General features: G+C 38.8%; 24 protein-coding genes. 15 read left to right on the forward strand and 9 right to left on the reverse strand.

The genetic code is table 11. From position 1 onward, the window contains the following. Nucleotides 1-362: 362 nt before the first annotated feature. The 11 genes from FLJC2902T_RS03670 to FLJC2902T_RS03720 all read left to right on the forward strand — a co-directional run bounded on the left by FLJC2902T_RS03670 (nt 363) and on the right by FLJC2902T_RS03720 (nt 14,449). Nucleotides 363-1,931, forward strand: a complete 1,569-nt coding sequence (locus FLJC2902T_RS03670) for a glycerol-3-phosphate dehydrogenase/oxidase (protein WP_023578431.1) — start codon at nt 363-365, stop codon at nt 1,929-1,931. Nucleotides 1,932-2,088: 157 nt separating this feature from the next. Further along, nucleotides 2,089-3,537, forward strand: coding sequence for a tRNA (N6-isopentenyl adenosine(37)-C2)-methylthiotransferase MiaB (gene miaB / locus FLJC2902T_RS03675; protein ID WP_023578432.1), 1,449 nt, complete (start codon nt 2,089-2,091; stop codon nt 3,535-3,537). Between the two features lie 42 nt (nt 3,538-3,579). Beyond that, nucleotides 3,580-3,951 (forward strand): GxxExxY protein, encoded by a 372-nt coding sequence (locus FLJC2902T_RS03680; protein WP_023578433.1) that lies wholly within the window; start codon nt 3,580-3,582, stop codon nt 3,949-3,951. A gap of 179 nt (nt 3,952-4,130) precedes the next feature. Continuing rightward, entirely contained in the window at nt 4,131-5,396 is a 1,266-nt protein-coding gene (locus FLJC2902T_RS03685) for a sigma-54 interaction domain-containing protein (protein ID WP_023578434.1), read from the forward strand. Nucleotides 5,397-5,418: 22 nt separating this feature from the next. After that, complete coding sequence (locus FLJC2902T_RS03690; RefSeq protein WP_023578435.1) at nt 5,419-5,922, forward strand: LptE family protein; 504 nt, start codon at nt 5,419-5,421, stop codon at nt 5,920-5,922. A gap of 136 nt (nt 5,923-6,058) precedes the next feature. Next, nucleotides 6,059-6,937, forward strand: a complete 879-nt coding sequence (locus tag FLJC2902T_RS03695) for a tetratricopeptide repeat protein (protein ID WP_023578436.1) — start codon at nt 6,059-6,061, stop codon at nt 6,935-6,937. Nucleotides 6,938-6,948: 11 nt separating this feature from the next. Next, nucleotides 6,949-7,332, forward strand: a complete 384-nt coding sequence (gene secG, locus FLJC2902T_RS03700; RefSeq protein WP_035677050.1) for a preprotein translocase subunit SecG — start codon at nt 6,949-6,951, stop codon at nt 7,330-7,332. 141 nt (nt 7,333-7,473) lie between these two features. Beyond that, nucleotides 7,474-7,749 carry a co-chaperone GroES gene (locus FLJC2902T_RS03705; protein ID WP_023578438.1) on the forward strand — a complete coding sequence of 92 codons (276 nt, stop codon included), beginning with the start codon at nt 7,474-7,476 and terminating at the stop codon, nt 7,747-7,749. 40 nt (nt 7,750-7,789) lie between these two features. Then, entirely contained in the window at nt 7,790-9,421 is a 1,632-nt protein-coding gene (gene groL / locus FLJC2902T_RS03710) for a chaperonin GroEL (protein WP_023578439.1), read from the forward strand. Between the two features lie 122 nt (nt 9,422-9,543). Further along, nucleotides 9,544-11,922, forward strand: a complete 2,379-nt coding sequence (locus tag FLJC2902T_RS03715) for a hypothetical protein (protein WP_023578440.1) — start codon at nt 9,544-9,546, stop codon at nt 11,920-11,922. Nucleotides 11,923-12,070: 148 nt separating this feature from the next. Continuing rightward, nucleotides 12,071-14,449, forward strand: coding sequence for a hypothetical protein (locus FLJC2902T_RS03720; protein ID WP_155958851.1), 2,379 nt, complete (start codon nt 12,071-12,073; stop codon nt 14,447-14,449). 55 nt (nt 14,450-14,504) lie between these two features. Here FLJC2902T_RS03720 and FLJC2902T_RS03725 read toward each other — a convergent pair whose 3' ends face one another. The 9 genes from FLJC2902T_RS03725 to xrtF form a co-directional block, all read right to left on the reverse strand. After that, a complete protein-coding gene (locus tag FLJC2902T_RS03725; RefSeq protein WP_023578442.1) occupies nt 14,505-15,257 on the reverse strand; it encodes a DUF2490 domain-containing protein in 753 nt (250 codons plus the stop codon). 10 nt (nt 15,258-15,267) lie between these two features. Then, nucleotides 15,268-15,417, reverse strand: a complete 150-nt coding sequence (locus FLJC2902T_RS16205; RefSeq protein ID WP_023578443.1) for a hypothetical protein — start codon at nt 15,415-15,417, stop codon at nt 15,268-15,270. Nucleotides 15,418-15,592: 175 nt separating this feature from the next. Further along, complete coding sequence (locus FLJC2902T_RS03730) at nt 15,593-15,934, reverse strand: heavy-metal-associated domain-containing protein (RefSeq protein WP_023578444.1); 342 nt, start codon at nt 15,932-15,934, stop codon at nt 15,593-15,595. Between the two features lie 27 nt (nt 15,935-15,961). Then, nucleotides 15,962-18,202, reverse strand: a complete 2,241-nt coding sequence (locus FLJC2902T_RS03735) for a TonB-dependent receptor (protein ID WP_035677051.1) — start codon at nt 18,200-18,202, stop codon at nt 15,962-15,964. Between the two features lie 61 nt (nt 18,203-18,263). After that, nucleotides 18,264-18,698 carry an HYC_CC_PP family protein gene (locus FLJC2902T_RS03740; RefSeq protein WP_023578446.1) on the reverse strand — a complete coding sequence of 145 codons (435 nt, stop codon included), beginning with the start codon at nt 18,696-18,698 and terminating at the stop codon, nt 18,264-18,266. Between the two features lie 58 nt (nt 18,699-18,756). Further along, complete coding sequence (locus FLJC2902T_RS03745; RefSeq protein ID WP_023578447.1) at nt 18,757-20,115, reverse strand: MBL fold metallo-hydrolase RNA specificity domain-containing protein; 1,359 nt, start codon at nt 20,113-20,115, stop codon at nt 18,757-18,759. A gap of 20 nt (nt 20,116-20,135) precedes the next feature. Then, nucleotides 20,136-20,960 (reverse strand): ATP cone domain-containing protein, encoded by an 825-nt coding sequence (locus tag FLJC2902T_RS03750; RefSeq protein ID WP_023578448.1) that lies wholly within the window; start codon nt 20,958-20,960, stop codon nt 20,136-20,138. Nucleotides 20,961-20,995: 35 nt separating this feature from the next. After that, entirely contained in the window at nt 20,996-21,439 is a 444-nt protein-coding gene (locus tag FLJC2902T_RS03755) for an exosortase F system-associated membrane protein (protein ID WP_035677057.1), read from the reverse strand. Then, nucleotides 21,414-21,965 (reverse strand): exosortase family protein XrtF, encoded by a 552-nt coding sequence (gene xrtF, locus FLJC2902T_RS03760; protein ID WP_023578449.1) that lies wholly within the window; start codon nt 21,963-21,965, stop codon nt 21,414-21,416. Before xrtF ends, FLJC2902T_RS03755 begins: the two co-directional genes overlap by 26 nt. 71 nt (nt 21,966-22,036) lie before the next feature. On the opposite strand from xrtF, the gene FLJC2902T_RS03765 reads away from it, so the two are divergent. From FLJC2902T_RS03765 to FLJC2902T_RS03780, 4 genes are all read left to right on the forward strand, one after another. Further along, entirely contained in the window at nt 22,037-22,492 is a 456-nt protein-coding gene (locus FLJC2902T_RS03765; protein ID WP_023578450.1) for a GAF domain-containing protein, read from the forward strand. 119 nt (nt 22,493-22,611) lie between these two features. Then, nucleotides 22,612-22,881, forward strand: coding sequence for a 30S ribosomal protein S15 (gene rpsO, locus FLJC2902T_RS03770; RefSeq protein WP_023578451.1), 270 nt, complete (start codon nt 22,612-22,614; stop codon nt 22,879-22,881). 144 nt (nt 22,882-23,025) lie between these two features. Then, on the forward strand, nt 23,026-25,179 hold the full coding sequence (locus tag FLJC2902T_RS03775) for a polyribonucleotide nucleotidyltransferase (protein WP_023578452.1): 2,154 nt from the start codon (nt 23,026-23,028) through the stop codon (nt 25,177-25,179). A gap of 181 nt (nt 25,180-25,360) precedes the next feature. After that, entirely contained in the window at nt 25,361-26,110 is a 750-nt protein-coding gene (locus FLJC2902T_RS03780; RefSeq protein ID WP_023578453.1) for a hypothetical protein, read from the forward strand. The last annotated feature ends 1 nt before the right edge of the window (nt 26,111 follow it).

The raw sequence follows: 26,111 nt of genomic DNA on the forward strand, positions 1-26,111 counted from the left end.
TGTTTTATTCGCTTAAAAAAATATCAAAAAATCACACCTTATATATATAGGTGTAATTTTAAAATGCTTTCGGACTGCTTCGGAGTGGTTTACACGGACTGAAATGGAACCTGCACCGACTTTTTTCACACCTGACAGGTTTTAAAAACGCCAAGTGGATATGCAAATAAAAACTACAGTTTAAGTTAAGTGCCATTATTGCACATATATAATATCTGCATGTCCGGCAGAAATTCATTCTCTTTTATGAATACCAATAATAAACACCAAAAAAAACTTCTATTTCGTTGCACATCAAACAGCAAAGTTTAAATTTGTTAATAGCACAAAAAAATTGACCAGATTTCATTTAAAACCACGTAATGAATCGAGAAGAGCAGTTAACCAAATTAAAACAAAACCCTGAGTGGGACGTCATCATTATTGGTGGTGGCGCATCCGGATTGGGAATTGCGCTCGATTCCGCCAGCAGAGGCTACAAAACGGTTTTGGTTGAAGCAGTTGATTTTGCCAAAGGCACTTCCAGCAGAAGCACAAAATTAGCGCATGGAGGAATTCGTTATTTAGAACAACTGGACATTGCTCTGATACGCGAAGCTTTAAAAGAAAGAGAACTGATGTTAAAAAACGCCGGCCATCTTGTGAGAAGTCAGTCCTTCGTCATTCCCATATACAGCCGCCTGAAGGGTTATTATTTCTCCACAGGTTTAAAAATATATGACTTACTCGCCGGCAAAACCTGTTTCGGAAGTTCGCAATCAATATCCAAAGAGAAAACAATCGAATTACTTCCAACAATAACACAAGAAGGTTTACAAGGCGGGATTCTTTATCATGACGGACAGTTTGACGACGCTCTTTTCGCCATAAATCTTGCCCGCACCGCCATTGAAAAAGGCGCTTGTCTTTTAAATTACACCAAAGCCATCAGTATCCTAAAAAACGAGGAACATCAAATTACAGGCATCGAAACAGAGGATCAGGAAACGGGTGAGAAATACAGCCTCAAAAGTAAAACGGTAATCAACGCAACCGGAGTATTTACGAATGACATTATGAGCCTGGACAGTTCAAAAAACAGAAAGTTCGTAATTCCAAGTCAGGGAATCCATCTGGTTTTTGACAAATCGTTCTTGCCGAGTGAAAATGCAATGTTAATTCCGAAAACCCGTGATGGCAGAGTTCTTTTCATGGTCCCCTGGCACGATAAAATAATTGTGGGCACAACAGACACCCCTGTTGACAAACCAAGCTTAGAACCTAAACCTCTGGAAACAGAAATCAATTTCATTCTGGAAACTGCCCAAATTTTTTTGACAAAAAAACCACAACGAAGTGATGTTCTGTCTGTTTTTGCGGGATTAAGACCTTTGGCTTTGCCTAAAAAAGAAGGACAAGAACCAAAAGAAATATCCCGAAACCATCAGATTATTGTTTCCGACTCCGGTTTAATTTCGGTTATTGGAGGCAAATGGACTACGTATCGCAAAATTGCAGAAGATGTGGTGGACAAAGTAATCGAGATTCACCATTTACCAAAAGTTGAATGCAAAACCCGGACCATACCGATTCACGGCCACACAACCATTGCAGAATCCGAACAAAAAAATCACTTGTCTGTCTATGGCACCGATATACCGGAACTTTTAAAATTGCAGGAAAACGAGCCTGAACTAAAAGAAAAATTACACCCTAATTATCCTTATACTTTATCAGAAGTGGTTTGGGCCATACGAAACGAAATGGCCAGAACGGTGGAAGACATTTTAGCAAGAAGGCTTCGATTGCTTTTTTTAGACGCCCGGGCCGCTATCGAGTGCGCTGAAAAAGTCGCTCACCTCCTATCCAAAGAACTAAACCAAAACACGGACTGGAAACAAAAACAAATTGCCGACTTTGAAAAAGTCGCCCAAGGTTATCTCCTGCACTAAGTCCTTTAGCAGAACCTATTACATCATACCTTACTATAGCTTCAAAACAATCAAACAGCAGGCTCCCAAAACTTTTGTTAAACAAATCTGCCATCTTGTCAGAAAATAAAATTTAGTACTATCTTTGCTCAAAGATTTTTACACTTTTGAGTGCTATATGGAAAAGGAAATTGATGAGAAAAAACAAGGTACCAGCCTGGTTTTAGAACAAAAAGAAGAGAATACGAAAAAACTTTTTATTGAAAGTTACGGTTGTGCGATGAATTTTTCGGACAGTGAAATCGTAGCTTCCATTTTAACCGAACAAGGATACAACACCACCCAAAATCTGGAAGAAGCCGATTTGGTTTTGGTAAATACCTGCTCAATTCGCGATAAAGCAGAACAAACCGTTCGCAAGCGTCTGGAAAAATACAATGCCGTTAAACGCAGTATCAATCCAGGCATGAAAGTGGGCGTTTTGGGCTGTATGGCCGAGCGTTTGAAAAGTCAGTTCCTTGAAGAGGAAAAAATTGTGGACATGGTTGTAGGACCGGATGCTTACAAAGATTTACCGAATCTTCTGAAAGAAGTCGAAGAAGGCCGCGATGCAATTAACGTAATTTTATCGAAAGACGAAACCTATGGCGATATTTCGCCGGTACGTTTGCAGAGTAACGGCATCAATGCTTTTGTATCCATCACGCGTGGATGCGATAACATGTGTACGTTTTGCGTCGTTCCGTTTACACGCGGACGTGAGCGCAGCCGTGAACCGCAATCCATTTTAGAGGAAATCAAAGATTTATGGGAAAGAGGTTTTAAAGAAGTGTGTCTGTTAGGACAAAACGTCGATAGTTACCTTTGGTACGGAGGCGGTCTTAAAAAAGATTACGACAAAGCGACCGAAATGCAGAAAGCGACGGCGGTGGATTTTGCACAGTTATTAGATATGTGTGCGATTCAGTTTCCGAAGATGCGTTTTCGTTTTTCGACTTCGAATCCGCAGGACATGCACGAGGAAGTGTTGCATGTTATCGCGAAACACCATAACATCTGCAACTACATTCACTTGCCGGTACAATCAGGAAGTACACGTATATTAAAAGAAATGAACCGTCAGCACACCCGTGAAGAATACATGGCTTTGGTAGATAAAATCAAGGCGATTATTCCGGGATGTTCGATTTCACAGGATATGATTACCGGTTTCCCAACTGAAACAGAAGAAGACCACCAAGACACGCTAAGTCTGATGGAATATGTGGAATACGACTTCGGTTATATGTTTGCGTATTCCGAAAGACCGGGAACTTTGGCAGCCAGAAAGATGGAAGACGATGTTCCGGAGGAAGTTAAAAAACGTCGCTTACAGGAAGTCGTTGATTTGCAACAGGAATTGAGCTATAAAAGAACCTCCCGTTTCCTGAACCAAACCGTTGAAGTACTGATTGAAAAGGAATCTAAAAAATCGGATGCGCACTGGAGCGGAAGAAATTCTGAAAATATGGTAACGGTTTTCCCGAAAGGCAATTACAAGGCAGGTGACTTCGTAATGGTAAAAATAAACGATTGCACCACAGCGACTTTGATTGGAGAAGCGGTTGGTTATTCGGAAATGCAATAATCATTAGCCACAAATTACACAAATTAGCACAAATTAATTGGAATGTCATTTTACAAACAGGATGAAAATTATAAGATTATCGGAATTTGTATGGAGGTCCATCGAATTTTAGGTAGTGGCCTTTTAGAAATTGTCTACAAAGATGCCTTGGAATTAGAATTTAAAGAAAACAACATTCCGTTTGAAAGGGAAAAAGAATTTACTATTGAATACAAAGGAGTTGTACTTCCCCATAAATTTTATGCCGATTTTGTGGTTTATGATGAAATCATTTTAGAGATAAAATCATCCAAAGAGATTGCAAACGAACATATTGCACAAACATTAAATTATATGAAATTAGCAGATAGTCAATTAGGAATTATAGCTAACTTTCAGGGTAAATCATTACAACATAAAAGATTAGTTCTATAAGAAATTCAAACAAACTTTCAATAAGTTGAGTAATTAGTGAAAATCCGTGTAATTTGTGGCAAAAAAAGAAATTATAATCAGCCTCGATTTACACAAATAAGAACAACTTATTAATCTTTCACAATTAAAAAGTTCAAATAATCTAGGGTATTAGCAAAAATTTTTGCAATTCAGAAAACATGGAATCAGTTCAAGCCATAAAACAACGATTTGAGATTATCGGGAACGACCCGAAACTCAACCGTGCGATTGAAAAAGCCATTCAGGTCGCCCCAACCGACATTTCGGTATTGGTTACCGGAGAAAGTGGTGTGGGTAAAGAAAGCATTCCGAAAATCATCCATTCGCTTTCGCACAGAAAACATGCTAAATATATAGCGGTAAACTGCGGAGCAATTCCGGAAGGAACTATCGACAGTGAATTATTCGGACACGAAAAAGGATCGTTTACCGGCGCTACGGGTGCCCGTGAAGGGTATTTTGAAGTGGCTGATGGTGGTACCATATTTCTGGATGAAGTAGGCGAATTACCGTTAACCACCCAAGTACGCTTGTTACGTGTGCTGGAAAACGGTGAGTTCATAAAAGTAGGGTCTTCACAGGTACAAAAAACCAATGTTCGTATCGTGGCTGCAACCAACATGAACATGATTGACGCCATTGAAAAAGGAAAATTCCGTGAGGACCTGTATTATCGTTTGAGTACGGTAGAACTAAGTCTGCCGCCACTTCGGGAACGCAAAGACGATATTCATTTGCTGTTCCGGAAATTTGCTTCGGATTTCGCGCATAAATACAAAATGCCGCCCATCAAACTGGATGACAATGCCATTCAGTACTTAACAAAATACCGTTGGAGCGGAAATATTCGTCAGTTGCGTAATGCTGCTGAACAGATTTCGGTACTGGAAACCAACCGCGACATTAATCTTGCTACGCTTCAGTCCTATTTACCGGCAGAGGGCAGTAATTTACCATCGGTAATCGGAACAAAAAAAGCGGAAAGTGATTTCAGTTCGGAGCGAGAGATTTTATATAAGATTCTTTTCGACATGAAAAGCGATCTGAACGACCTGAAAAAGCTCACCCTTGAATTGATGCAGAGTGGCAATGCCAAGAATGTTCAGGAAACCAACAAGCACCTTATCCAACGTATTTACGGACAGAAAGAAGACAGCGAAATTCCGTTTGAAGAACCTTCGTTAGCCGCTATTCCGGTTCAGAATCAAAACCTTCAGGAAGAATTTGAAGATGAAGACGATGATCAAAATTACCTTTTTGCCGAGGCTGTGGAAGAAGAAGATTCCCTGCGTCTGGATGAAAAAGAAATCGAATTAATCAAAAAGGCACTGGAACGTAACAAAGGAAAACGAAAGGCAGCGGCCGATGAATTGGGAATTTCGGAAAGAACACTGTATAGAAAGATAAAACAATTCGATTTATAGTATATTTGGATTTTAAAATCAGATGAAACACTTACAATATATATTTGCAGTAACAATACTGTTTTTTTTCAGCGGTTGTTCGGTTTACAACTTTACCGGAACCGGAAAAATTGACGCCAAAACCTTTCAGGTGAACTACTTTCAGAACAATGCAGCTTTGGTTGAACCGGGAATTGAACGTACTTTCACGATAGAACTTCAGGAACTGATACAAAATCAGACCAATCTGAGTCTAACGAACTCAGGAGGCGATTTGGTTTATGAAGGCGAAATCAGGGAATACCGAATTACACCGATGACAGCCACTGCCGATCAGCAAGCCGCTCAAAACCGACTTTCCATCACCGTGAATGTACGTTTCGTAAACAAGAAAAATTCGGATGATGATTTTGAAAAACCATTTTCTTTCTATTATGATTTCCCTGCCAACGAGCAATTGGTCGGCTCAAGATTAACAGAAGCACTGGATGAGATTTTCGAGAGGATCACACAGGATATCTTTAATGCCTCCTTGGCAAAATGGTAAAAATAGTCTGCAGTATTTGGTAATTAGTTAGCCGTTTTAAGTATCTTTAAAAATCTGATTTTATCTGAACACTGAACACTGAACACTGAACACTGAACACTGAACACTGAACACTGAAAACTGAAACATTAAACTTTTGAACGTAACCGATTTAACATACCTGATCAGTAAACCCGACTCCCTGAAAGCAAGGCAGATCGTCGAACTGGAAACAGTTTTGAATGAGTTCCCTTATTTCCAGTCGGTCAGAGCCATTTATCTGAAAGGGCTTCACAATCAAAAAAGTTTCCGTTACAATCAGGAACTAAAAAAAACAGCGGCGTATACCACTGATCGAAGTGTTCTATTTGAATTTATCACGTCTGAAAATTTCATCTCCATTCAAAAGGCTTTTTGGGAAGAAAAAGAAGCCGCTATAAACGACATTATTGTGAATCAATACAAAATTGTCGTTTCGGAAAACATTGAAGTGCATCCCAAAATCAATCCTTTGGAGCAATCCATCCTTTCTTCCATACAAATTGCCGAACCGGAAGCGGCCTCTGAAACAGTTTCGAGTGAACCAACTCCAGTTGAAGAGAAAAAACCCGAAACCGTTGAGGAAAAACTCGAAATAGGAAAGCCATTGGAATTCTCCGAACAGGAAAAACATTCGTTCCAGGAATGGCTTCAATTGGCAAAAATCACTCCGATTGAAAGAGAAAACGAACCTCAGGAGACAGAATCTGACAATGAAAAAAAGAAAAAACTGGAATTAATCGACAAGTTTATCGAAAGCAATCCAAAAATAATTTCAGTTAAAAACGCGCCTGTAACCCCTATAAATATTGAGAAATCCACACAGGACAACTCCTATTTGATGACCGAAACCTTAGCCAAAGTTTACCTGGAACAGAAAAAATATCAGAAAGCCATACAAGCTTATGAAATATTAATTTTGAAATATCCGGAAAAAAGTAGTTTCTTTGCAGACCGAATTTCGGATATTAGACTTTTACAACAAAACAATAATTAAAGAATTATAATATGTTTTCAATTTTTTTAGTGTTAATCACAATCGTATGTTTTTTACTTGTAGTGGTAGTTATGGTTCAAAACCCTAAAGGAGGAGGATTATCTTCTTCTATCGGAGGATCTCAAATGATGGGTGGCGTTCAAAAAACAAATGATTTCCTTGACAAAAGTACTTGGACATTAGCCGGTTTATTAATCGCTTTAATCTTATTATCAAGTTTAAGCTTTACAGGAAACCTTGGTGATAGCGGTTCAAAAATTATTGACAACAATGCTACTGCTCCAGTTGCTGCGCCGGCACCGGCTGCACCAGCAACTCCGGAAGCTGCAAAACAAGAAGCTCCGGCTGCTACTGATGCTGCTCAACCGGCCGCTACAGAAGAAGCCGCAAAATAATCATCTGAAAAATACTTTTAAAATGCCAGCCTGTCAGTGCTGGCATTTTTTATTTGGTAAATTTGTCAGTTTAAAAGCATTGGCATAATTTCTGAAAAAAAAGAAAACATCAAAAAATTAATAACATAAAAAAATATAATTATGGCATTAACCATTAAACCGCTTTCAGACCGAGTTCTTGTAGAACCAATGGCAGCAGAAACACAAACTGCCTCCGGAATCTTCATCCCAGACACCGCAAAAGAAAAACCTCAAAAAGGGACAGTTGTTGCTGTAGGAAACGGAACAAAAGATCATACGATGACTGTAAAAGTTGGTGATACTGTTCTATACGGAAAATATGCCGGAACCGATTTGAAATTTGAAGGCAAAGATTACCTGATTATGCGTGAGGACGACATTCTTGCAATTATTTAATCCAAAACAACCAAATAACGAATCAACAAATACACATAAAATGGCAAAAGATATAAAATTCGACATTGAAGCACGCGACGGTTTAAAACGTGGTGTGGATGCATTGGCAAATGCGGTAAAAGTTACTTTAGGTCCAAAAGGACGTAACGTAATCATCAGTAAATCCTTTGGAGCACCAACCGTTACCAAAGACGGTGTTTCGGTTGCGAAAGAAATCGAATTGAAAGACACCCTTGAAAACATGGGTGCACAAATGGTAAAAGAAGTAGCATCGAAAACCAACGATTTAGCGGGTGACGGAACTACAACCGCAACCGTTTTAGCACAGGCCATCGTTAAAGAAGGTTTGAAAAACGTAGCGGCCGGAGCCAATCCGATGGATTTAAAACGCGGTATCGACAAAGCGGTTGAAGCTATTGTAGCCGACTTACAGAAACAAGCGAAGGAAGTAGGCAGTTCTACAGACAAAATCAAACAGGTAGCTTCTATTTCGGCGAATAACGACGATGTTATCGGTGAACTTATTGCTATGGCTTTCGGAAAAGTTGGTAAAGAAGGTGTAATCACTGTGGAAGAAGCAAAAGGAACCGATACTTACGTAGATGTGGTGGAAGGAATGCAATTCGACAGAGGTTATCTATCCCCTTATTTCGTAACAAACCCGGAAAAAATGGAAGCGGAATTGGAAAATCCGTACATCTTATTATACGACAAAAAAGTATCCTCTTTAAAAGAATTACTTCCGATATTGGAACCGGTAGCACAATCCGGAAAACCATTGTTAATCATTGCTGAAGATGTAGACGGCGAAGCCCTTTCCACTTTGGTGGTTAACAAATTGCGCGGTGCCTTGAAAATCGCTGCCGTTAAAGCACCTGGATTCGGAGACCGAAGAAAAGCCATGCTGGAAGACATTGCCATCTTAACAGGAGGAACTGTTATTTCTGAAGAAAGAGGCTTCACATTGGAGCACACAACTTTAGAGATGTTAGGAACGTGCAAACGCGTTACCATCGACAAAGACAACACGACTGTAGTAAGCGGAAGCGGAGATCACGAAATGATTAAAAATCGTGTGAACCAAATCAAAGCGCAAATGGAAACTTCAACTTCCGAATACGACAAGGAAAAATTACAGGAACGTTTGGCAAAATTAGCCGGAGGTGTGGCTGTTCTTTACGTTGGTGCTGCTTCAGAAGTGGAAATGAAAGAGAAAAAAGACCGTGTGGACGACGCTTTACATGCAACCCGTGCGGCTGTTGAAGAAGGAATCGTTGCCGGCGGTGGTGTTGCCTTATTAAGAGCTAAAAAAGTATTAGATCAAATCAAGGCCGACAATGCTGATGAAGCAACAGGAATCCAGATTGTATCCCGTGCTGTCGAAGCGCCATTAAGAACCATCGTTGAAAATGCTGGTTTGGAAGGTTCCGTGGTTGTGGCAAAAGTGGCTGAAGGAAAAGATGACTTCGGATATAATGCCAAAACCGACGAATATGTAGACATGTTGAAAGCTGGAATCATCGATCCTAAAAAAGTAACTCGTGTAGCACTGGAAAATGCGGCATCGGTAGCAGGAATGATTTTAACCACCGAATGCGCCCTAGTTGAAATCAAGGAAGAAAACGCAGGTGGCGGAATGCCAATGGGTGGCGGAATGCCCGGCATGATGTAATCTTCAAAAAAGATATTTTTTTCAATACTGCCTGAAGTAAAATTCAGGCAGTATTTTTTTTATCACAGAAAGATAAAACCTACATAAAAATCTATATCTTAGCAAGACAAAACCTACATGCTATGAAACTTAAAGAAATACTTCCGCTATTTCTAACCCTTTTATTACAAAACCTTAGCTTTTCTCAGGCAGAAACCGGTCAAAGCAGTGAAAAAACAGGAAACGCACTTACAGAATATTTCAAACTGGACAGAGAAAACATTCATCTTCACCTGAACAAAAATGTTTTCCTGACAAATGATGAAATTTGGTTTAAGGGGTACATCATCGAAAAAAAAAGCAAAAAACCGTATTTACCTACGACGAATGTTCTCATTGCATTGCACGATGAAAAAGGAACCAAAATCAAAACCTGTTTATTTTATGCCGATAACGGTATTTTTGAAGGAAACATTAAACCAGACGAGAATCTAAGTACCGGCACATATTACCTTCAGGCGTACACCAATTACATGAATAATTTCGCGGAAGATGAGTCTTCGGTTTTCGAACTTAAAATCATCAATCCGAATGACGGTAAAACAATCCCCAACACCAATACCATCAACTACAACACGGTAACCACGGAATTCTTCCCGGAAAGCAGTGTGTTTTTAGAGGGAACATCCAACACGATTGCAATCAAAATCACCGATTGCAGCGGGAACGGCATAAGCGTAAAGGATGGGGAAATTATCGACCCTAAGGGAGTCATTATTACAAATTTCAGTACCAATGAATTGGGTTACGGGAAATTTGAAATCGTTCAGACAAAAAACCTACTATATAAGGCCGTTTTTAAAATTAACGATACCAAAACCGAGAAATTCCTACCAATGCCATCAGCTGCGGGGATAACTTTTTCAGCTAACAATTACACTTTTGAAGACAAAACTACTTTAAAGATCAAAACCAACACGAACAGTCTGGCCCAATACACGAACGAACCTATAACGCTTGTTATCCAACAGAATAATTACAGTTCCTTCTTCCCTTTTTCACTCACAAAAAACAGTACGGAACAATTATTCACTTTGCCGAATGAAAATTTCAAACCCGGAATCAATGCACTTTATCTGGTGGATAAAAATCATAAAAAAATTGCCGAAAGGATACTATTTAAACCTTTAAATTTTGACCGTAATATAGACCTGAAAGTCATTCGGAAACAAAATGATTCCATTCTTATCGGCGGTACCGGTGCAATCCGATCAGGAACGCTGAGCATTTCTGTTCTACCAAACGACACCAAGTCAATAACTGACAAGAAAACAATCTACAGTTCGCTATTGTTAGACAACCAATTAAACGAAAAAACCACAAATGAAAATTATTATCTTTCCGATTTTTCAAAAAAGAAACACTACGAACTGGATACTTATCTGATTTGTCAAAAATCGAAATACAATTGGCAAAACATCCTAAACACACCACCTAAGGAAAACTTTGATTTTGACAGCGGATTAACCATTAAGGGAACCATCAATATTCCTGTCAAAGATAAGGCCTCCAAAGTGCAGATGAGTTCATTGACATCCGGGCTGGAAGAAGTCTCTTTAATCAACGATAAAAATGAATTTTATTTTAAAAACATTTTAGTCTCCGATTCGACTCTGGTTCATTTTTCATTATTGGACAAAAAAGGACAAATTTCCGAAACAAAATTAGTTACCCAGGTTTTAAACAACAACAGACCTTTCATAAAACCTTTTAAAAGTGAACAAAAAAAATGCCTTTTAACATTTTCGAACGATGCGAAAACTTCCGATTATTCGTTTCCAAAGATTAATCCTGCCATTCAATTGGACAGCATGAGTATCGTTGTGAAAAAAAAAGGACCGAAACTTACACATGCAAAACGTTTCAACAACGACATGGCAAAGGGTTTTAAAATTTTGGAAGCTGAGTCCGACAGAGACATTTTACAATTTATTGCCGCAAACGGATATATTGTTTCTATTGAATACGATACGGTACGAATTTTAGGCATTAAACCCACTTCTTGGAAAGGCTCAAAAATGCCTAAAATATACTGGGACGATGTACCTGTTTTAGACTTCAATATACTTCGTAACTACTCTCTGCGATATGTTGATGAAATTTACGTAAACAAAGACGGGTATGGTGGCGGAATGGATGATTGCAACGGTATAATTCGAATTTATACAAAAAAGACAATGTTTAAAAGTTCTAAGTTAAAAATCCATTCGCAATCTTTTTTAGTCAAAAATGGATTTCATAAAATCAACCGCTATATAAATCCGAAGTACACCAATTATACCGATGACGGATTTATAAACTTCGGAACAATTCATTGGGATCCCGATGTTGGCACGGACGAAAAGGGATCCTTCAGATTTACCATTCCGAATTGCTCCCTAAAAACCGTTAAGGTAGTCATTGAAGGAATATCCTCAGACGGGCATTTAATTTCAGAAACAAAAAATATTGAAATCCCGTAAATACTTCTGGGAAAGAAATCAGAAAGAAATGAGGAGACAGAGTGCCCGGCATGATGTAATCTTTAAAAAATAATTTTTTGTTATAAAACTGTCTGGAGTAAAATTCAGGCAGTTTTTTTATATCTTCGCGAGATAATACTTACACTAAATGAAATTTAGAAAAACACTTCTTATACTCTCTATGCTGGCGTTACAAAACACGGCGTTTTCTCAGGCAGAAAAAGGCAATATTACAGATAAAATAAGCGATGCCTTTACTGAGTATTTCAAAATGGACAGGGAAAACATCCACCTTCACCTGAACAAAAATGTATTCCTTCCAAAAGATGAAATTTGGTTTAAAGGATACATCATCGAAAAGAAAAGTAAAAAACCTTATTTGCCCACTACAAATGTTAACATTGCATTGTACGACGAAAAAGGAACCAAAATCAAAACCTATTTGTTTTATGCCGATAACAGTATTTTTGAAGGAAACATCAAAGTAGACGAGAATCTGAGTACCGGCACTTATTACCTTCAGGTGTACACCAACTACATGAATAATTTTGCGGAGGATGAGTCTTCGGTTTTCGAACTTAAAATCATCAATCCGAATGACGGTAAAACAATCCCCAACACCGATACCATCAACTACAATACCATAACTACGGAATTCTTCCCGGAAAGTACCGTGTTCTTGGAAGGAACATCCAACACTGTTGCAATCAGGATTGCCGATTGCAACGGAAACGGCCTAAGCGTAAAGGACGGGGAAATCATCGACCCACAGGGAGTCACTATTACAAATTTCAGCACTAATGACTTGGGTTATGGTAAATTTGAAATCGTTCAGACAAAAAATGTATTGTATAAGGCCGTCTTTAAAATTAACGATACGAAAACCGAAAAAATCCTGCCGATTCCAACAGCTACAGGAATAGCTTTTTCAACCAATAATTACACTTTTGGGAACAAAACGACGATAAAGGTAAAAACAAACACTGCCAGTTTAGCTGAATATAAAAACGAACCTCTGACACTCGTTATACAACAGGATGATTTTACATCTTATGTTCCCTTTTCATTCAAAGAAAACAGCACGGAACAATTATTGGCTTTGCCAAATGAAAATTTCATGGATGGTGTAAACGCGATTTATTTAGTTGATAAAAACCAGAAAAAAATTGCAGAAAGAATCATTTACAAGCCTTGGAAGTTTGATCGTAACATCGGTCTTAAAATTATAAAAAAACAAAACGACTCCCTCTTTATCAGCGGAACAAGCACGATACTGTCAGGTACGTTGAGCATTTCTGTCTTACCAAACGACACCAAGTCCTTAAGCGACAAGAAAACGATGTACAATTCCTTTCTTTTGGACAACCAGTTAAGTGAAAAATCCACACACGGAAATTATTTCCTTTCCAATTTTTCAAAGAGAAAACATTATGAATTAGACACTTACCTGATGTGCCAAAAGTCAAAATATAATTGGCAAAACATACTAACCACAGCACCTAAAGAAAAATTTGATTTTGACAGCGGATTAACCATTAAGGGGACCATCAATATTCCAGTAAAAGACAAAGCTTCTAAAGTACAGATGAGCTCGTTGACATCAGGACTGAGTGAAGTCTCATTAATAAACGACAAAAACGAATTCTATTTTAAAAACATTTTGGTTTCCGATTCCACCTTGGTTCATTTTTCACTTCTAAACAAAAAAGACCAGATGTATGAACTAAAATCGGCATCCCAGATTTTAAACAATAACCGACTTTTCATCAAACCTTTTAAAAACAACTTAAAAGACTGTCCTCTTGCAGTTACTGCAAATCCGAACACATCGGACTATTCTTTTCCTAAGATTGCCAATACCATCCAATTGGACAGCGTAAGCATTGTTGCAAAAACTAAAGGACCGAAACTTACTAATGTAAAACGTTTCAACAACTCGATGTCGAAAGGCTATAAAATTTCTGATGCTGATTGGTCCAGAGATATTCTGCAATTTATAGCCGCGAACGGATACGATGTTAGCTACGATGGTGGTTCAGCGAAAATTTTAGGACGAAGAGTTACCTCTTTCCTAGGATCAAAAAGCCCTGCCGTTTATATGGACGATGTTCCTGTCTCCGACTTTAATCAGCTCATTGGCTACAACCTTAAATTTGTGGATGAAATCTACATAAATAAAAGCGGCTATGGCGGCGGTATGGATGCATCCAACGGGATTATCCGTATTTACACCAAAAAGACAATCGGCGGAAATTCAAAAACAAAAATCAATTCGCAATCTTTCCTTATAAAAAATGGTTTCGAAAAAACAAAACAATTTGTAAATCCGAAATACACTAGCTACAACAACGAAGGATTTATAAATTTCGGAACAATTCATTGGGAACCTTATGTTGAAACGGACGAAAACGGAATATTCAATTTTTCAATTCCAAATTACTATCTGAAATCCCTTAAAGTAGTTATCGAAGGAATATCCTCCGACGGACAATTAATATCCGAGACAAAAATTATCGAGATACCGTAAAAACAAAAGCCGTTCAGAAATTCTGAACGGCTTTTTAATTAACGAACGCAACAACTTACAAATCAAAATTGGTTACATAAGAAAGGCGCAGTGTTGGATTGCTTTCCTGGATCGTATTCGGATAATTCCAGATATACTGATGAATGAAGCACAATTGCACCTGATGATGCTTATTGAAATTGTATCCTAAACCGGCAATTAACCGGTTCTGATTTAAAAATGTCTTTCCTGCATTGGCACCAATGTTCACGAAAACCTCATCGCCTGCTATAGCAGAGAGTTTCGTCACGCCATTGGAAGCCACCAAAGGATAAGTAGCTAAAAACATATACCGAAGTCGGTTTCTGTAGTCATAATGATCTACCTCATAATCACCTTCATTATTTTTAACCGCTACACCCACGAATCGGTTCTCATCCCTCAAACGGTGCGTAAATTTGAAATTGCCGGAATTAGCAACATAAGTACCCTGAACCCAAACATGATCTTCAGGAATTTCCGTTTTATTCATAGCCGGATCACCGTATACATATGTGTTATAATGCGAATATCCTACGCTGCCTATGAAAGTTTTGGTTAACTGATAATCAAATGATGGTCTGATGAACCACTGTTGTTTTTCAGATAATCCATTAGCATACCGCATGGTGGTTTCAAATGAAAATGACGTTTTTTTACTCAACATGTTTTTACCGAAATAATGAAACCAAATATCATTATTGTGCGATTTAACCTGAGCCTCGGAACTTTGAGGCATAATGAAAGCCAGCAGCCCCAAAAGGACTACCAAATATCTTCCTGTTCTCATATCTTTTCTTTTAGTTAGTTGCCAATTTTCTTCCGGCGAATTTATGATTTGAAAGCGGCTTGTGTTTTTCCAATCCTTTGATTTTTACCGTCCCGTCGTCATGGCTTTCGTACTCGTTTTTAAAAAGATGCAAAATTACCCATAACGGAATGATATACAAGTATATTTTTTTATTAGTAGCAATACAAAAACATATACATTTTCAATAACAAAAGTCATCAAACGAGCACAATCCACCAGAAACGATGATTTTTACGACACTGAAAGTCACACACTTTTTTCACACTAAAAAAAAAGCCTCAGCAGTTTGAGGCGATTTTATACTTTGTGAAAATTTACTTTCTATCATACTGACAACATTCGTGAAGTTTGTTATACGACTCTTCGGGGCTTTTAACATCCTTGGTGTCGTGTCCCGCATTTGCTACTGCTTTTTCCACATCCATTGCTGAGCACTTCTGTTCATTAAAAACCAAATGCAAAATCTGATCATCGGAATGCCAAACCGCCGATTTTACTCCGGGAACAGAATACGCCGCTTTTTCGATACGTTTTTTACACATCTCGCAGTTGCCTTTCACCTCTACATCGTATTTGGCATTTTTGCTTTTCTTTTCCTGAGCCTGTACTGCGAATCCGAAAAGAGAAACCAACAGTATCATTAGCATATTTTTCATAATGTCTTATTTTTTATAATTTGTAACTTATTTAATTTTAAATCGGATTCCGGCATAATACATTTGTCCGAAAACAGGCGCATATATCATTGAGCTATCAAAATATGGGCCAAACGGATTATCTGCCCCTAAGATAGCATTTTTTTGTTGATAATCTCCAATGTTCTCCCCTCCCACATAGACTTCAAACACGCTTGAGAAAGTTCGGGTAACCTGAGCATTCATGACCGAAAACGGATTCGAGAATTCATTCAGTTTATAGGGTTCCGGATTGGTCGACGTATTTGGCAAACGCTGTTTCCCCATCCAGTTGTAAGTAAAATCGAATTTCCATTGTTTTCCTTTTTCCTTGATATGGGTTTCGTAAGCCAGATTGGTAAAAAACCGGTGTCTTGCCTGTAACGGGCGTTCCAAAGTACCTGACAGATAATCGGTTTTGATATCGTAGAATTTATATGCCGTACGAACCGACAGATGTGTCATCAGATCAACGTTAAAATCAATTTGCAAACTGTTTGCATACGACTTCCCGTCTAAATTGTGAAAAACGACTTCCTGCGGACTCTTATCAACATCTACTACCGCCTGATTCTGGAAATCCGTTCGGTAGTAATCCAGCGTTACTTCCGCTTTTTTACCAAACAACTGGAATCCCTGCATAAAGCTCAGTCCGTAATTCCAGGCAATTTCGGGATCCAATCCGTAGATATTTCCGTTAGCATTGGTTACCGAGAAAATTCTTGAACTGGCGAAAAGGTTTTGGTTTTCTGCAAAAATATTAGCGCTGCGTTTTCCTCTTCCCGCCGAAACCCGCAATACTGCTTTCTTCCACGGATTATAACGCACGTGAACCCTTGGCGTGAAAAAAGCACCCAAACGGTTGTGCATATCAAAACGAGCTCCGGCCACCAAACTAAAATTATCAGTGTTATCATAGGTGTACTCGAAAAATGCGCCTAAGGAATTGTCTCTTCGGCTCACATCCATTGGCGTTCCCACCGTTACAAATTCGTTGTAATCATCGGAAGTAAAATTTAATCCGGTGGCGAATTTATTCAGCGTGTTAGTGATAATCGAATTAAAAATCAGGTTGGAATAGAAACTGTTTTGCTGAATATTGTATTGGTTTAAACCGAAATACGATTCCTGACTGTGATAGTTAAACGAGTTTTGAAAACCGATACTCTGCCAAGGCATATCCGGAAAAACGTACCCTAATTTAGAAGAAACCTCCATTTTTTCGGTGTTGATTTCGGATCCCCAGGCATTGGTAGTTCCTCTGTCGGTATCCGGATCGAACGCTACCTGACCCGCTTGTTTCTCGTCCTTCATGTAACGGACATTCAGGAAGCTTACCCAACCTTTTTCCAGATTGTTGTACTGCCAACGGTTCATGATGTTGATCTGATTTCCCAGCGGATTGTCCAAAAATCCGTCGTCGTTCATATCCTTTTTGGAGGCGCGGGTACTACCGTGAACAAACAAGCTGCTGCTTAGTTTATCGGTGAATTTTTTGTTGAAATGTGTATTCAGTTCGAAACGACTGTCGGTTGAACCGTACGCGTTTAAGTAAAACGGAATGTCGTTAGCGGGTTTGATCAACTCGGTGTTAATCTGTCCCGAAATACTCTCGTAGCCGTTTACCACACTTCCCGCTCCTTTTGTAATCTGGATACTTTCTACCCAGGTTCCCGGGATAAAAGACAGTCCATAGGCTTGGGAAGCACCTCGAACCGAAGGAATATTTTCTTCGGCAATTAAAATGTACGGACTGGTTAATCCCAACATTTTAATTTGTTTGCTACCGGAAACGGCATCCGAGAAATTCACATCGATGGACGGATTGGTTTCGAAACTTTCCGAAAGGTTACAACAGGCTGCCTTTAGCAGTTCTTTACTGCTCATCGTGGTTACATTGGCCGTTTTTACATAGGATTTCTGAAGCGAGTTTCGCTTGGTGGTTACCACTACTTCATCCAGACTTTTATTAGGCTGCAACTGTACTTTGATTTCCTTTGGCTCGTGAACCATCAGCGAAATACTTTGATACCCCATATAACTCACGGTTATTTCGTGGCTTCCCGGATTCATCGGCAGGCTGAAAAATCCGTTATCGTCTGTAGCCGTTCCTTTTTCGGTTCCCTTCCAGATTACTGAAGCCCCGGATAAAGGATTATTTTTTTCGTCGGTTACGGTTCCCGACACGTTTTCCTGAGCGAATACAGCATTGGCTGACAGCATAAGGAAAACCATAATATATTTATACATGATTTTGATTTTAATGTTTCAATAGGAATTGGTTCCGATTAAATCGGAAAATCTGAAAACATTAAAATCTGTCGTAGAAGAGGTATTGGCAATAGAGTTTGTAGAGTGGCGGCGCATTACTGTCGCAATAAAACGACGGAGTATCGCTTTTTAAATTATTTTCCGCAAGATTAATCAGCGCTTCCGGTGCTTTCCATCCTTCAACGAAAGTAAAAACCCCTAAATCTAACTGAAAACTTTTTACGATTACTTCATCGGAAAGTGATTTTTTCAAATCAACTTTACTGTTGGAACAGCAGGTATCATGCTCATCGGAAGAAGCACAACACGTTTCCTGTTTTTCAATTTCCTTTACTTCGCAGGGTTCCGATTTTTTGTAGTCCAATGAAATTTCGGCCAATTCACCGCCGCAATAATGCACATTGAACGCCAGTCCGACATTGGAAACCAATATCAGCATAGCTAAAACAAAACTAATGTGCTTATTTATTTTCATTTTGTTAAAATCAGATCAAAAGTAAGGCTTTTTTTGAATTTCAAAACAAAAATTACTGTTAATTGATTTCAACTATCTGACCCTGATAGGGAATCTCGCAATTTACGTCGTATCTGGTTTCGATTTTGTCTCTCAGGGCAACCAATGCTTCGGTTTCGCCATGAACCAGGAAAACCGTTTTGGGTTTTTCGTCGAGTTGGGAAAGCCAGTTTAGCAGATCATCCTGATCACCGTGTGCCGAAAGCCCTTCTATTTCAACAATTTTAGCCGCTACCGGATAATATTTTCCATACATTTTGATTTCTTTTTCGCCGTCTAGCAATTTTCTTCCGCGGGTACCTTCTGCCTGAAAACCGACAATAATCACCGTGGTTTCCGGACGGATGATATACCGTTCCAGATAACTCAGAACACGACCGCCGGTAATCATTCCGCTTGCCGCAATTACCACTTTAGGCTGATCGTCATAAATAGCGGCAATGGTGTCTTCATATTCGGTTATCATTGAAAAAATCGCACACATTTCCCGGCAATCCTCCAGTTTTAATTTGTGCCATTCTTTGTTATCCTCAAAAATATCGATGACTTTAATTCCCATCGGCGTATCGATGATGTAAGGCATATCCGGAATTTCACCTGCTTTTTTAAGTTGCCAGATAAGGTACATGATGGCCTGCGCGCGTTCCACGGCAAAACTCGGAATCACCACATTCCCTCCTTTTTCAAAAGCTTCGTTGATGTGTTGTTTTAATTCTTCTCTAGGATCATTATCAGGATGAAGTTTATCACCATACGTACTTTCCAGAAAAACATAGTCCGCTGTTTTTGGCTTTTCCGGAGCGTACATTAGATCGTCGTTATCCCTTCCAATGTCTCCTGAAAAAACTAATTTTTTACCTTCGATAGTCAATTCAATGGAACAAGCCCCTAAAATATGTCCGGCAGAAAAGTAGCACGCGGAAATTTCGGCATCCAGATCGAAAACCGTATCCACATTAATCACTCTGAAAAACGGCACGACTTCCTCAGCCTGTTTTACCGTATATAAAGGTTCGGCCGGTATGTGTTTGGAATAATGTTCCTGATTGGCCTTTTCTGCCTCTTCCTCCTGAATTTTGGCACTGTCCATCAGAATCAGCCTCGAAATTGCTTTTGTCGGACTGGTGCAGAAAATCTTGCCTTCAAAACCCTGCTTGACTAACAGCGGGAGCCAGCCACAATGATCGAGATGGCCGTGGGTGAGCAACACAAAATCGATGGTCGAGGGCAAAACCGGCAGCGGTTCCCAATTGTGTTGCCGCATTTCTTTGTTGCCCTGAAACAAGCCACAATCGATTAGAATGCGAATTCCTTTTGATTCGATTAAGGTTTTGGAACCGGTTACCGTTCCGGCCGCTCCTAAAAACTGTATTTTCATTTTCGGAAGATTTTAAAGAATTAATCACACAAATCGGAAGCTTCCCTGATAATGTTTTTAATTCGGTTTCGATTAATACCCATTTGATTCAAAATATCTATGCCTTTGATCAGTTCCCTAGCCAAAAGCATTTTTTTTGAGAGCAGCATTTCCTTCTCAACCTGTGTTAAACTAGTGAGGCACGTTAGCGGAAACAATCCTTTTTGATTGATGCGGAATTTTAAACTTTCTTTTGAAGGATAGTCCCAACTGATCATTTTTAGTCCGGAACAAATACCAAACTGAAGGGCTTCGGAAGTAAATCGGTTATTTGTAATCACGATACACTCCGAAATCTGGTCGTTTCGGGTAAACAAATCGTATCGGTTTTCCCTGAGATCATTAAATCGCGATAAAATATACATCGGAATTTTAACGTCTGATTTCACATCATTGTTGCTGTGAAATTTACATTCGATCATGGCAACCGTATTGTTCTTTTTGATGAGAACATCCAGTTCATGAGAAACACACCGCCCGTCAAGAATAAGATTAACTTTGGTTTGACAGCCTTCTGAAGCGAAGAGCAGTGCAATGAATTCTTCAAAGAAAAAACCTGCGGGCCCCAACAATTGAATCGCCGATTTCAGATTATAGCGGGCCGCTTGCACTTTTGAAGATTTTTTAAGCATCTGAAATGCCAGTTTATAAATCTTGCGCGTGGGCATGCCGTCATAAATTTCACTTTCAATACTTTCGAGAATTTCATCGATTCTCTCTTTTTTAGCACCTGAATCCTGTAGTGAACGTCTTAGTTTTTCTTTATCGAAATATACGATTTCCCCAGATTGTTTTACAACTTTCATAATTTCAGACCTTTGCATAAAGGTACGATTTTTTTTCAGCTGTTTTTTTTCTGATAATAAAATGCGGGAAGAAAGATTACCAAAAACAAAGGCTGAATCAGAAAACGCCTTATATAAAACAGCAGCATGTAATCGGGTTTTTCGGAAAAGTTCAGGGTCCCGAAGAACATCACAATCAGTACCACAAAGAAAATTAGATACAGAATGGTTGCAAATTTTGTAAGCGCGACATCCCTGAACACAACATAAATTACTGCAACCGAAAGTGCCGAATTCAGAAAATAACGCAAAAACAATCCAAAAAACAACGGAACGGACTTATAGTCGGGTAACATTGCGTTTTGAAATTCGGCTTTGAAAAATAAAAGAAAAGGGTCGTAAAACAAATTTTGTTCCAACAGACGAACCATCGCCAAGAGCAAAACTAAAACAAGAACCCAAATGAATTTGGTTTTATTTCTTCGGATTTCTTTGAGCATAACCTGAAAATTTTTGAATCCACAAAACCCACAAAATAAAAACTACGGCATAAATAAATAACGGAAAAATAACGCCGTGAAGCAGATGCTCATATTCCGGAAAATCGTATAACAGCATTGCCAGAAACACAATCCGAAACACATTCAGCACATGAATAATCAGACAACCTGCCAGGATATAAGAAATCGTTTTGATCCATTTGGAGGAAAAGGCAACTATAAAAGCGGTAAAAAGAATCATAATGCTTACCGCATTGCATCCTTCGATAACACGGGCAATATATTTGTTTTTATAATAGAGTTGGACAAACTGGCCCGGTTTATCTTCGATTGTATACGAATCTTCATTAAAAAACTGCAACACAACTTCCGTGTTCCGAGCAACGACTTTCGTGATTTCATCTGCCCCAATTGACCTGTAGCTATCCAGATAACCTTTATAAACAAAAGTCATCAGCAAATACGAAAAGAAAAACTTTGCCAGAAAAACAAAAAAAGGTTTGTATTGCAAAAAGAGCTTTCTCACTGGAATGATTTTAACAAAAATATAAAAATAAAGACAGCGCAATTAAATACTTTTGCATAAAACAAAAAAACATGACCTTTCAGGAATTACAACCAAAAGTTATCGGACTATTGTCTCAGAGTGATGTTTCACGTGATGAAAAATTAAAAAATCTATGCCAGCTGTTAAGCAACAATATCAGTTATTATGACTGGGTAGGTTTTTATTTTGCCGATCACGAAACCAGGACACTGCATCTCGGACCTTATGTTGGTGCCGAAACCGACCATACCGTTATTCCGTTCGGAAAAGGGATTTGCGGTCAGGTGGCGGTTTCCAACGAGAATTTCGTTGTTCCCGACGTCTCGGCACAGGACAACTACATTGCCTGCAGTTTTACGGTAAAATCCGAAATCGTGGTTCCTCTTTTTGTGAACGGAAAAAATATTGGACAGATTGACATCGACAGTCATGTCATTGATCCCTTCACAAAAGCCGACGAACTTTTTTTAGAGTTTGTTAATCAAGAGGTTGCAAAACTTTTTTAAGTCGTTTTTTAAAAAAATTCACAATTTGTGATTTATAATTAATAATTATTTTCTATTTTTGCGCCACGTTTTAGGATAGTCCTATTTCGTTACATAATAATCATTTAAAGAATATTTGCATGTACTTAACTAAAGAAGTTAAATCAGACATCTTCGCTAAACACGGAGGCGCAGCAGCTAACACTGGTTCTGCAGAAGGTCAAATCGCGTTATTCACTTTCAGAATTTCACACTTGACTGAGCACTTGAAAAAAAATCGTCATGATTACAACACTGAGCGCTCATTGGTTTTATTAGTAGGAAAAAGAAGAAGCCTTCTTGACTACTTAAAGAAAAAAGATATCAACAGATATCGTGCGATTATCAAAGAATTAAACATCAGAAAATAATCAGAAGAAAGAGGTGCCCGCGCGCCTCTTTTTGTTTTGTATATTTTAACAGAAAAAGTTTGGTTTTTCATTGGGTATTAGACAACTACAACAACACAACAACAACACAACTAAGACCCATTGTTTAATTAAGAATTACATTTTATGATTCCTAAAGTATTCCAAGAAATTATCGATTTAGGAGATGGAAGAAGCATCTCAATCGAAACAGGGAAATTAGCCAAACAAGCTGACGGCTCAGTAGTTGTTCGTATGGGCGACGCCATGTTACTTGCAACTGCTGTTTCTGCCAGAACTTCAAATCCGGGCGTAGATTTTTTACCGTTAACAGTAGATTACCGTGAAAAATTTGCTGCCGCAGGTCGTTTCCCGGGTGGTTTCTTCAAAAGAGAAGCACGTCCGAGTGACAGCGAAGTATTAACCATGCGTCTTGTGGACCGCGTGTTACGCCCGCTTTTCCCAGACGATTATCATGCGGAAACACAGGTGATGATTCAGTTGATGTCGCATGACGAGAACATCATGCCAGATGCATTGGCTGGTTTAGCAGCATCTGCCGCATTAGCAGTTTCAGACATTCCTTTTTACAATTTAATTTCGGAAGTGCGTGTAGCGCGTATCGACGGTAAATTTGTAATCAACCCGAGCAGAGAAGAATTGGAGCTATCCGACATCGATATGATGATTGGTGCTTCTATGGATTCTGTCGCCATGGTGGAAGGTGAGATGAAAGAAATCTCAGAAGCCGAAATGGTGGAAGCAATCAAATTCGCACACGAAGCCATCAAAGTTCAGATTCAGGCACAAGAGCGCTTAAGAGCCGCTGTCGGAACTCCTGCATACCGAGAATATGAAGGCGAAAAAGAAGATGAGACCATTTACGCTAAAGTAAAAGCTGCCGCTTACGACAAATGCTATGCAATTGCGAAAGAAGCTTCTGGAAAAAGCGAAAGAAGTGAAAAATTCGCTGCCGTAAAAGAAGAAGTTAAAGCTTTATTCACAGAAGAAGAATTAGCTGAAAACGGAGATTTGGTATCGAAATATTTTTCCAAAACCAATAAAGAAGCAGTTCGTAACGTAATCCTTGAATTAGGTCTGCGTTTGGACGGAAGAAAAACAACCGAAATCAGACCTATCTGGTGTGAAACAGATTATTTACCTTCTGTACACGGTTCGTCTTTATTCACAAGAGGAGAAACACAAGCATTAGCTACGGTTACTTTGGGAACTTCAAGAGAAGCAAACCAAATCGACTCTCCTTCAGAACAAGGTGAAGAACGTTTCTATTTACACTATAACTTCCCTCCATTCTCAACGGGTGAAGCAAAACCTTTAAGAGGAACTTCACGTAGAGAGGTAGGTCACGGAAACTTGGCACAACGTGCTTTGAAAAACATGATTCCTGCTGATTGCCCTTATACAATCCGTATTGTTTCTGAAGTATTGGAATCTAACGGTTCTTCTTCAATGGCAACGGTTTGTGCCGGTACAATGGCGTTAATGGATGCCGGAGTTCAAATGACAAAACCAGTTTCCGGAATTGCTATGGGACTGATCACAGACGGACAAAAATTCGCTGTATTGTCAGATATTTTAGGTGATGAAGATCACTTGGGAGATATGGACTTTAAAGTTACCGGTACTGCAGATGGAATCACCGCTTGTCAAATGGACATCAAAATTGATGGTTTACGTTATGACATTATGGAACAAGCCTTAGGTCAGGCTCGCGACGGTCGTTTACATATTTTAGGTAAAATTACCGAAACAATTGCCACACCAAGAGTTGATGTTAAGAAACACGCTCCAAAAATCATCACACGTACTATTCCAGGAAACTTCATCGGAGCCTTAATCGGTCCGGGTGGAAAAGTTATCCAGGAATTACAAAAAGCTACGGGAACTACTATTGTTATTAACGAAGTAGACGAGCAAGGTGTTGTTGAAATTTTAGGAACAAATCCTGATGGAATTGCAGCGGTATTGGCCAAAATCGACTCTATCATTTTCAAGCCTGTAATGGGTGAATCATACGAAGTAAAAGTAATCAAAATGCTTGATTTCGGAGCGGTTGTGGAATATACGGCAGCACCAGGAAATGAGGTATTACTTCACGTATCGGAATTGGCATGGGAACGTACCGAAAACGTTGCCGATGTGGTTAAAATGGGCGATGTCTTCATGGTAAAATACCTTGGCGTAGATCCGAAAACAAGAAAAGAGAAAGTTTCTAAGAAGGCATTATTGCCGAGACCTCCACGTGAGGAGAAAAAAGAAGCTCCTAAACAACAAGGTTAATTTTTTATTAAAATTAATTCATAGGAATCCCTGTTTCATTTTTTTGAAACAGGGATTTTCTTTTTTGTTAATTTAAAAGTAAGATTTTTCTAAAATATTTTAACTTTTAACATTTTCGTACAAAATTTTTCTTTATCCTTGCGTAAGAATTATCCAGTATTTACAAAAGGTATATTTTTAGATGAAAACCAAACAAAAGGCATTTAACCGTAAAGGTTTAATCCTCCCTATTATATTTTTCTGGGTCTTGAATTACACACAAGCCCAAACTTCTGAAGAAACATTGTCAAAATCTTTTGATCTGGCCATCGGGAAGGAAAGCCTGGAGATCAATAACGGCACCATACATATAAATGAATTCCGGATTTTAAACAACAAACACCGCTATTACCCTACCGACAAGTTCGAAGCCGGCACCGTTACCTACAACAACCAAAATTACTACGATGTAGCCATTAAATACGACATCTATAAAGACGCAATTATTTACCGCCCCCAGGCATCAGATGCCGTCAGCCTGAATTTGATTCAGGATAAAGTAACATCTTTCAGTATCAACAATAAAAAATTCGTTTATCTGCACAGTCTTTCTCTTCCTTTAGCACAACTGAAAACGGGGTATTATGAAGAAAATGTATTGGGAAAAAAGTTCATTTTTTACATCAGACACCACAGAGACAAAAGAGAGGTGCTGAAAGGCTCATCGGTATTTCACGAATTTGACGACAATTACGAATACTTTATCAAGAAAGAAGGGAATTTTCATAAAATAAGCACAAAAAAAGACATTATCAAACTGTTCCCGGAATACAAAAGAAAGATAAACGATTTCTATTTCTCCTCAAAAAAATTACTAAAAACAGACGAACCGCTGTTTTATGAAAAATTGATGACCTACCTCAATAATGCAACGGAAAACTACGCTGACTAAC

This window comes from Flavobacterium limnosediminis JC2902 (assembly GCF_000498535.1).
Lineage (GTDB): Bacteria > Bacteroidota > Bacteroidia > Flavobacteriales > Flavobacteriaceae > Flavobacterium > Flavobacterium limnosediminis.

Coding starts and splice junctions, on each gene's coding strand:
- FLJC2902T_RS03670 (WP_023578431.1), top strand. CDS start 363: ATGAATCGAGAAGAGCAGTTAACCAAATTAAAACAAAACCCTGAGTGG.
- miaB (WP_023578432.1), top strand. CDS start 2,089: ATGGAAAAGGAAATTGATGAGAAAAAACAAGGTACCAGCCTGGTTTTA.
- FLJC2902T_RS03680 (WP_023578433.1), top strand. CDS start 3,580: ATGTCATTTTACAAACAGGATGAAAATTATAAGATTATCGGAATTTGT.
- FLJC2902T_RS03685 (WP_023578434.1), top strand. CDS start 4,131: ATGGAATCAGTTCAAGCCATAAAACAACGATTTGAGATTATCGGGAAC.
- FLJC2902T_RS03690 (WP_023578435.1), top strand. CDS start 5,419: ATGAAACACTTACAATATATATTTGCAGTAACAATACTGTTTTTTTTC.
- secG (WP_035677050.1), top strand. CDS start 6,949: ATGTTTTCAATTTTTTTAGTGTTAATCACAATCGTATGTTTTTTACTT.
- FLJC2902T_RS03705 (WP_023578438.1), top strand. CDS start 7,474: ATGGCATTAACCATTAAACCGCTTTCAGACCGAGTTCTTGTAGAACCA.
- groL (WP_023578439.1), top strand. CDS start 7,790: ATGGCAAAAGATATAAAATTCGACATTGAAGCACGCGACGGTTTAAAA.
- FLJC2902T_RS03715 (WP_023578440.1), top strand. CDS start 9,544: ATGAAACTTAAAGAAATACTTCCGCTATTTCTAACCCTTTTATTACAA.
- FLJC2902T_RS03720 (WP_155958851.1), top strand. CDS start 12,071: ATGAAATTTAGAAAAACACTTCTTATACTCTCTATGCTGGCGTTACAA.
- FLJC2902T_RS03725 (WP_023578442.1), bottom strand. CDS start 15,257: ATGAGAACAGGAAGATATTTGGTAGTCCTTTTGGGGCTGCTGGCTTTC.
- FLJC2902T_RS03730 (WP_023578444.1), bottom strand. CDS start 15,934: ATGAAAAATATGCTAATGATACTGTTGGTTTCTCTTTTCGGATTCGCA.
- FLJC2902T_RS03735 (WP_035677051.1), bottom strand. CDS start 18,202: ATGTATAAATATATTATGGTTTTCCTTATGCTGTCAGCCAATGCTGTA.
- FLJC2902T_RS03740 (WP_023578446.1), bottom strand. CDS start 18,698: ATGAAAATAAATAAGCACATTAGTTTTGTTTTAGCTATGCTGATATTG.
- FLJC2902T_RS03745 (WP_023578447.1), bottom strand. CDS start 20,115: ATGAAAATACAGTTTTTAGGAGCGGCCGGAACGGTAACCGGTTCCAAA.
- FLJC2902T_RS03750 (WP_023578448.1), bottom strand. CDS start 20,960: ATGAAAGTTGTAAAACAATCTGGGGAAATCGTATATTTCGATAAAGAA.
- FLJC2902T_RS03755 (WP_035677057.1), bottom strand. CDS start 21,439: ATGCTCAAAGAAATCCGAAGAAATAAAACCAAATTCATTTGGGTTCTT.
- FLJC2902T_RS03765 (WP_023578450.1), top strand. CDS start 22,037: ATGACCTTTCAGGAATTACAACCAAAAGTTATCGGACTATTGTCTCAG.
- rpsO (WP_023578451.1), top strand. CDS start 22,612: ATGTACTTAACTAAAGAAGTTAAATCAGACATCTTCGCTAAACACGGA.
- FLJC2902T_RS03775 (WP_023578452.1), top strand. CDS start 23,026: ATGATTCCTAAAGTATTCCAAGAAATTATCGATTTAGGAGATGGAAGA.
- FLJC2902T_RS03780 (WP_023578453.1), top strand. CDS start 25,361: ATGAAAACCAAACAAAAGGCATTTAACCGTAAAGGTTTAATCCTCCCT.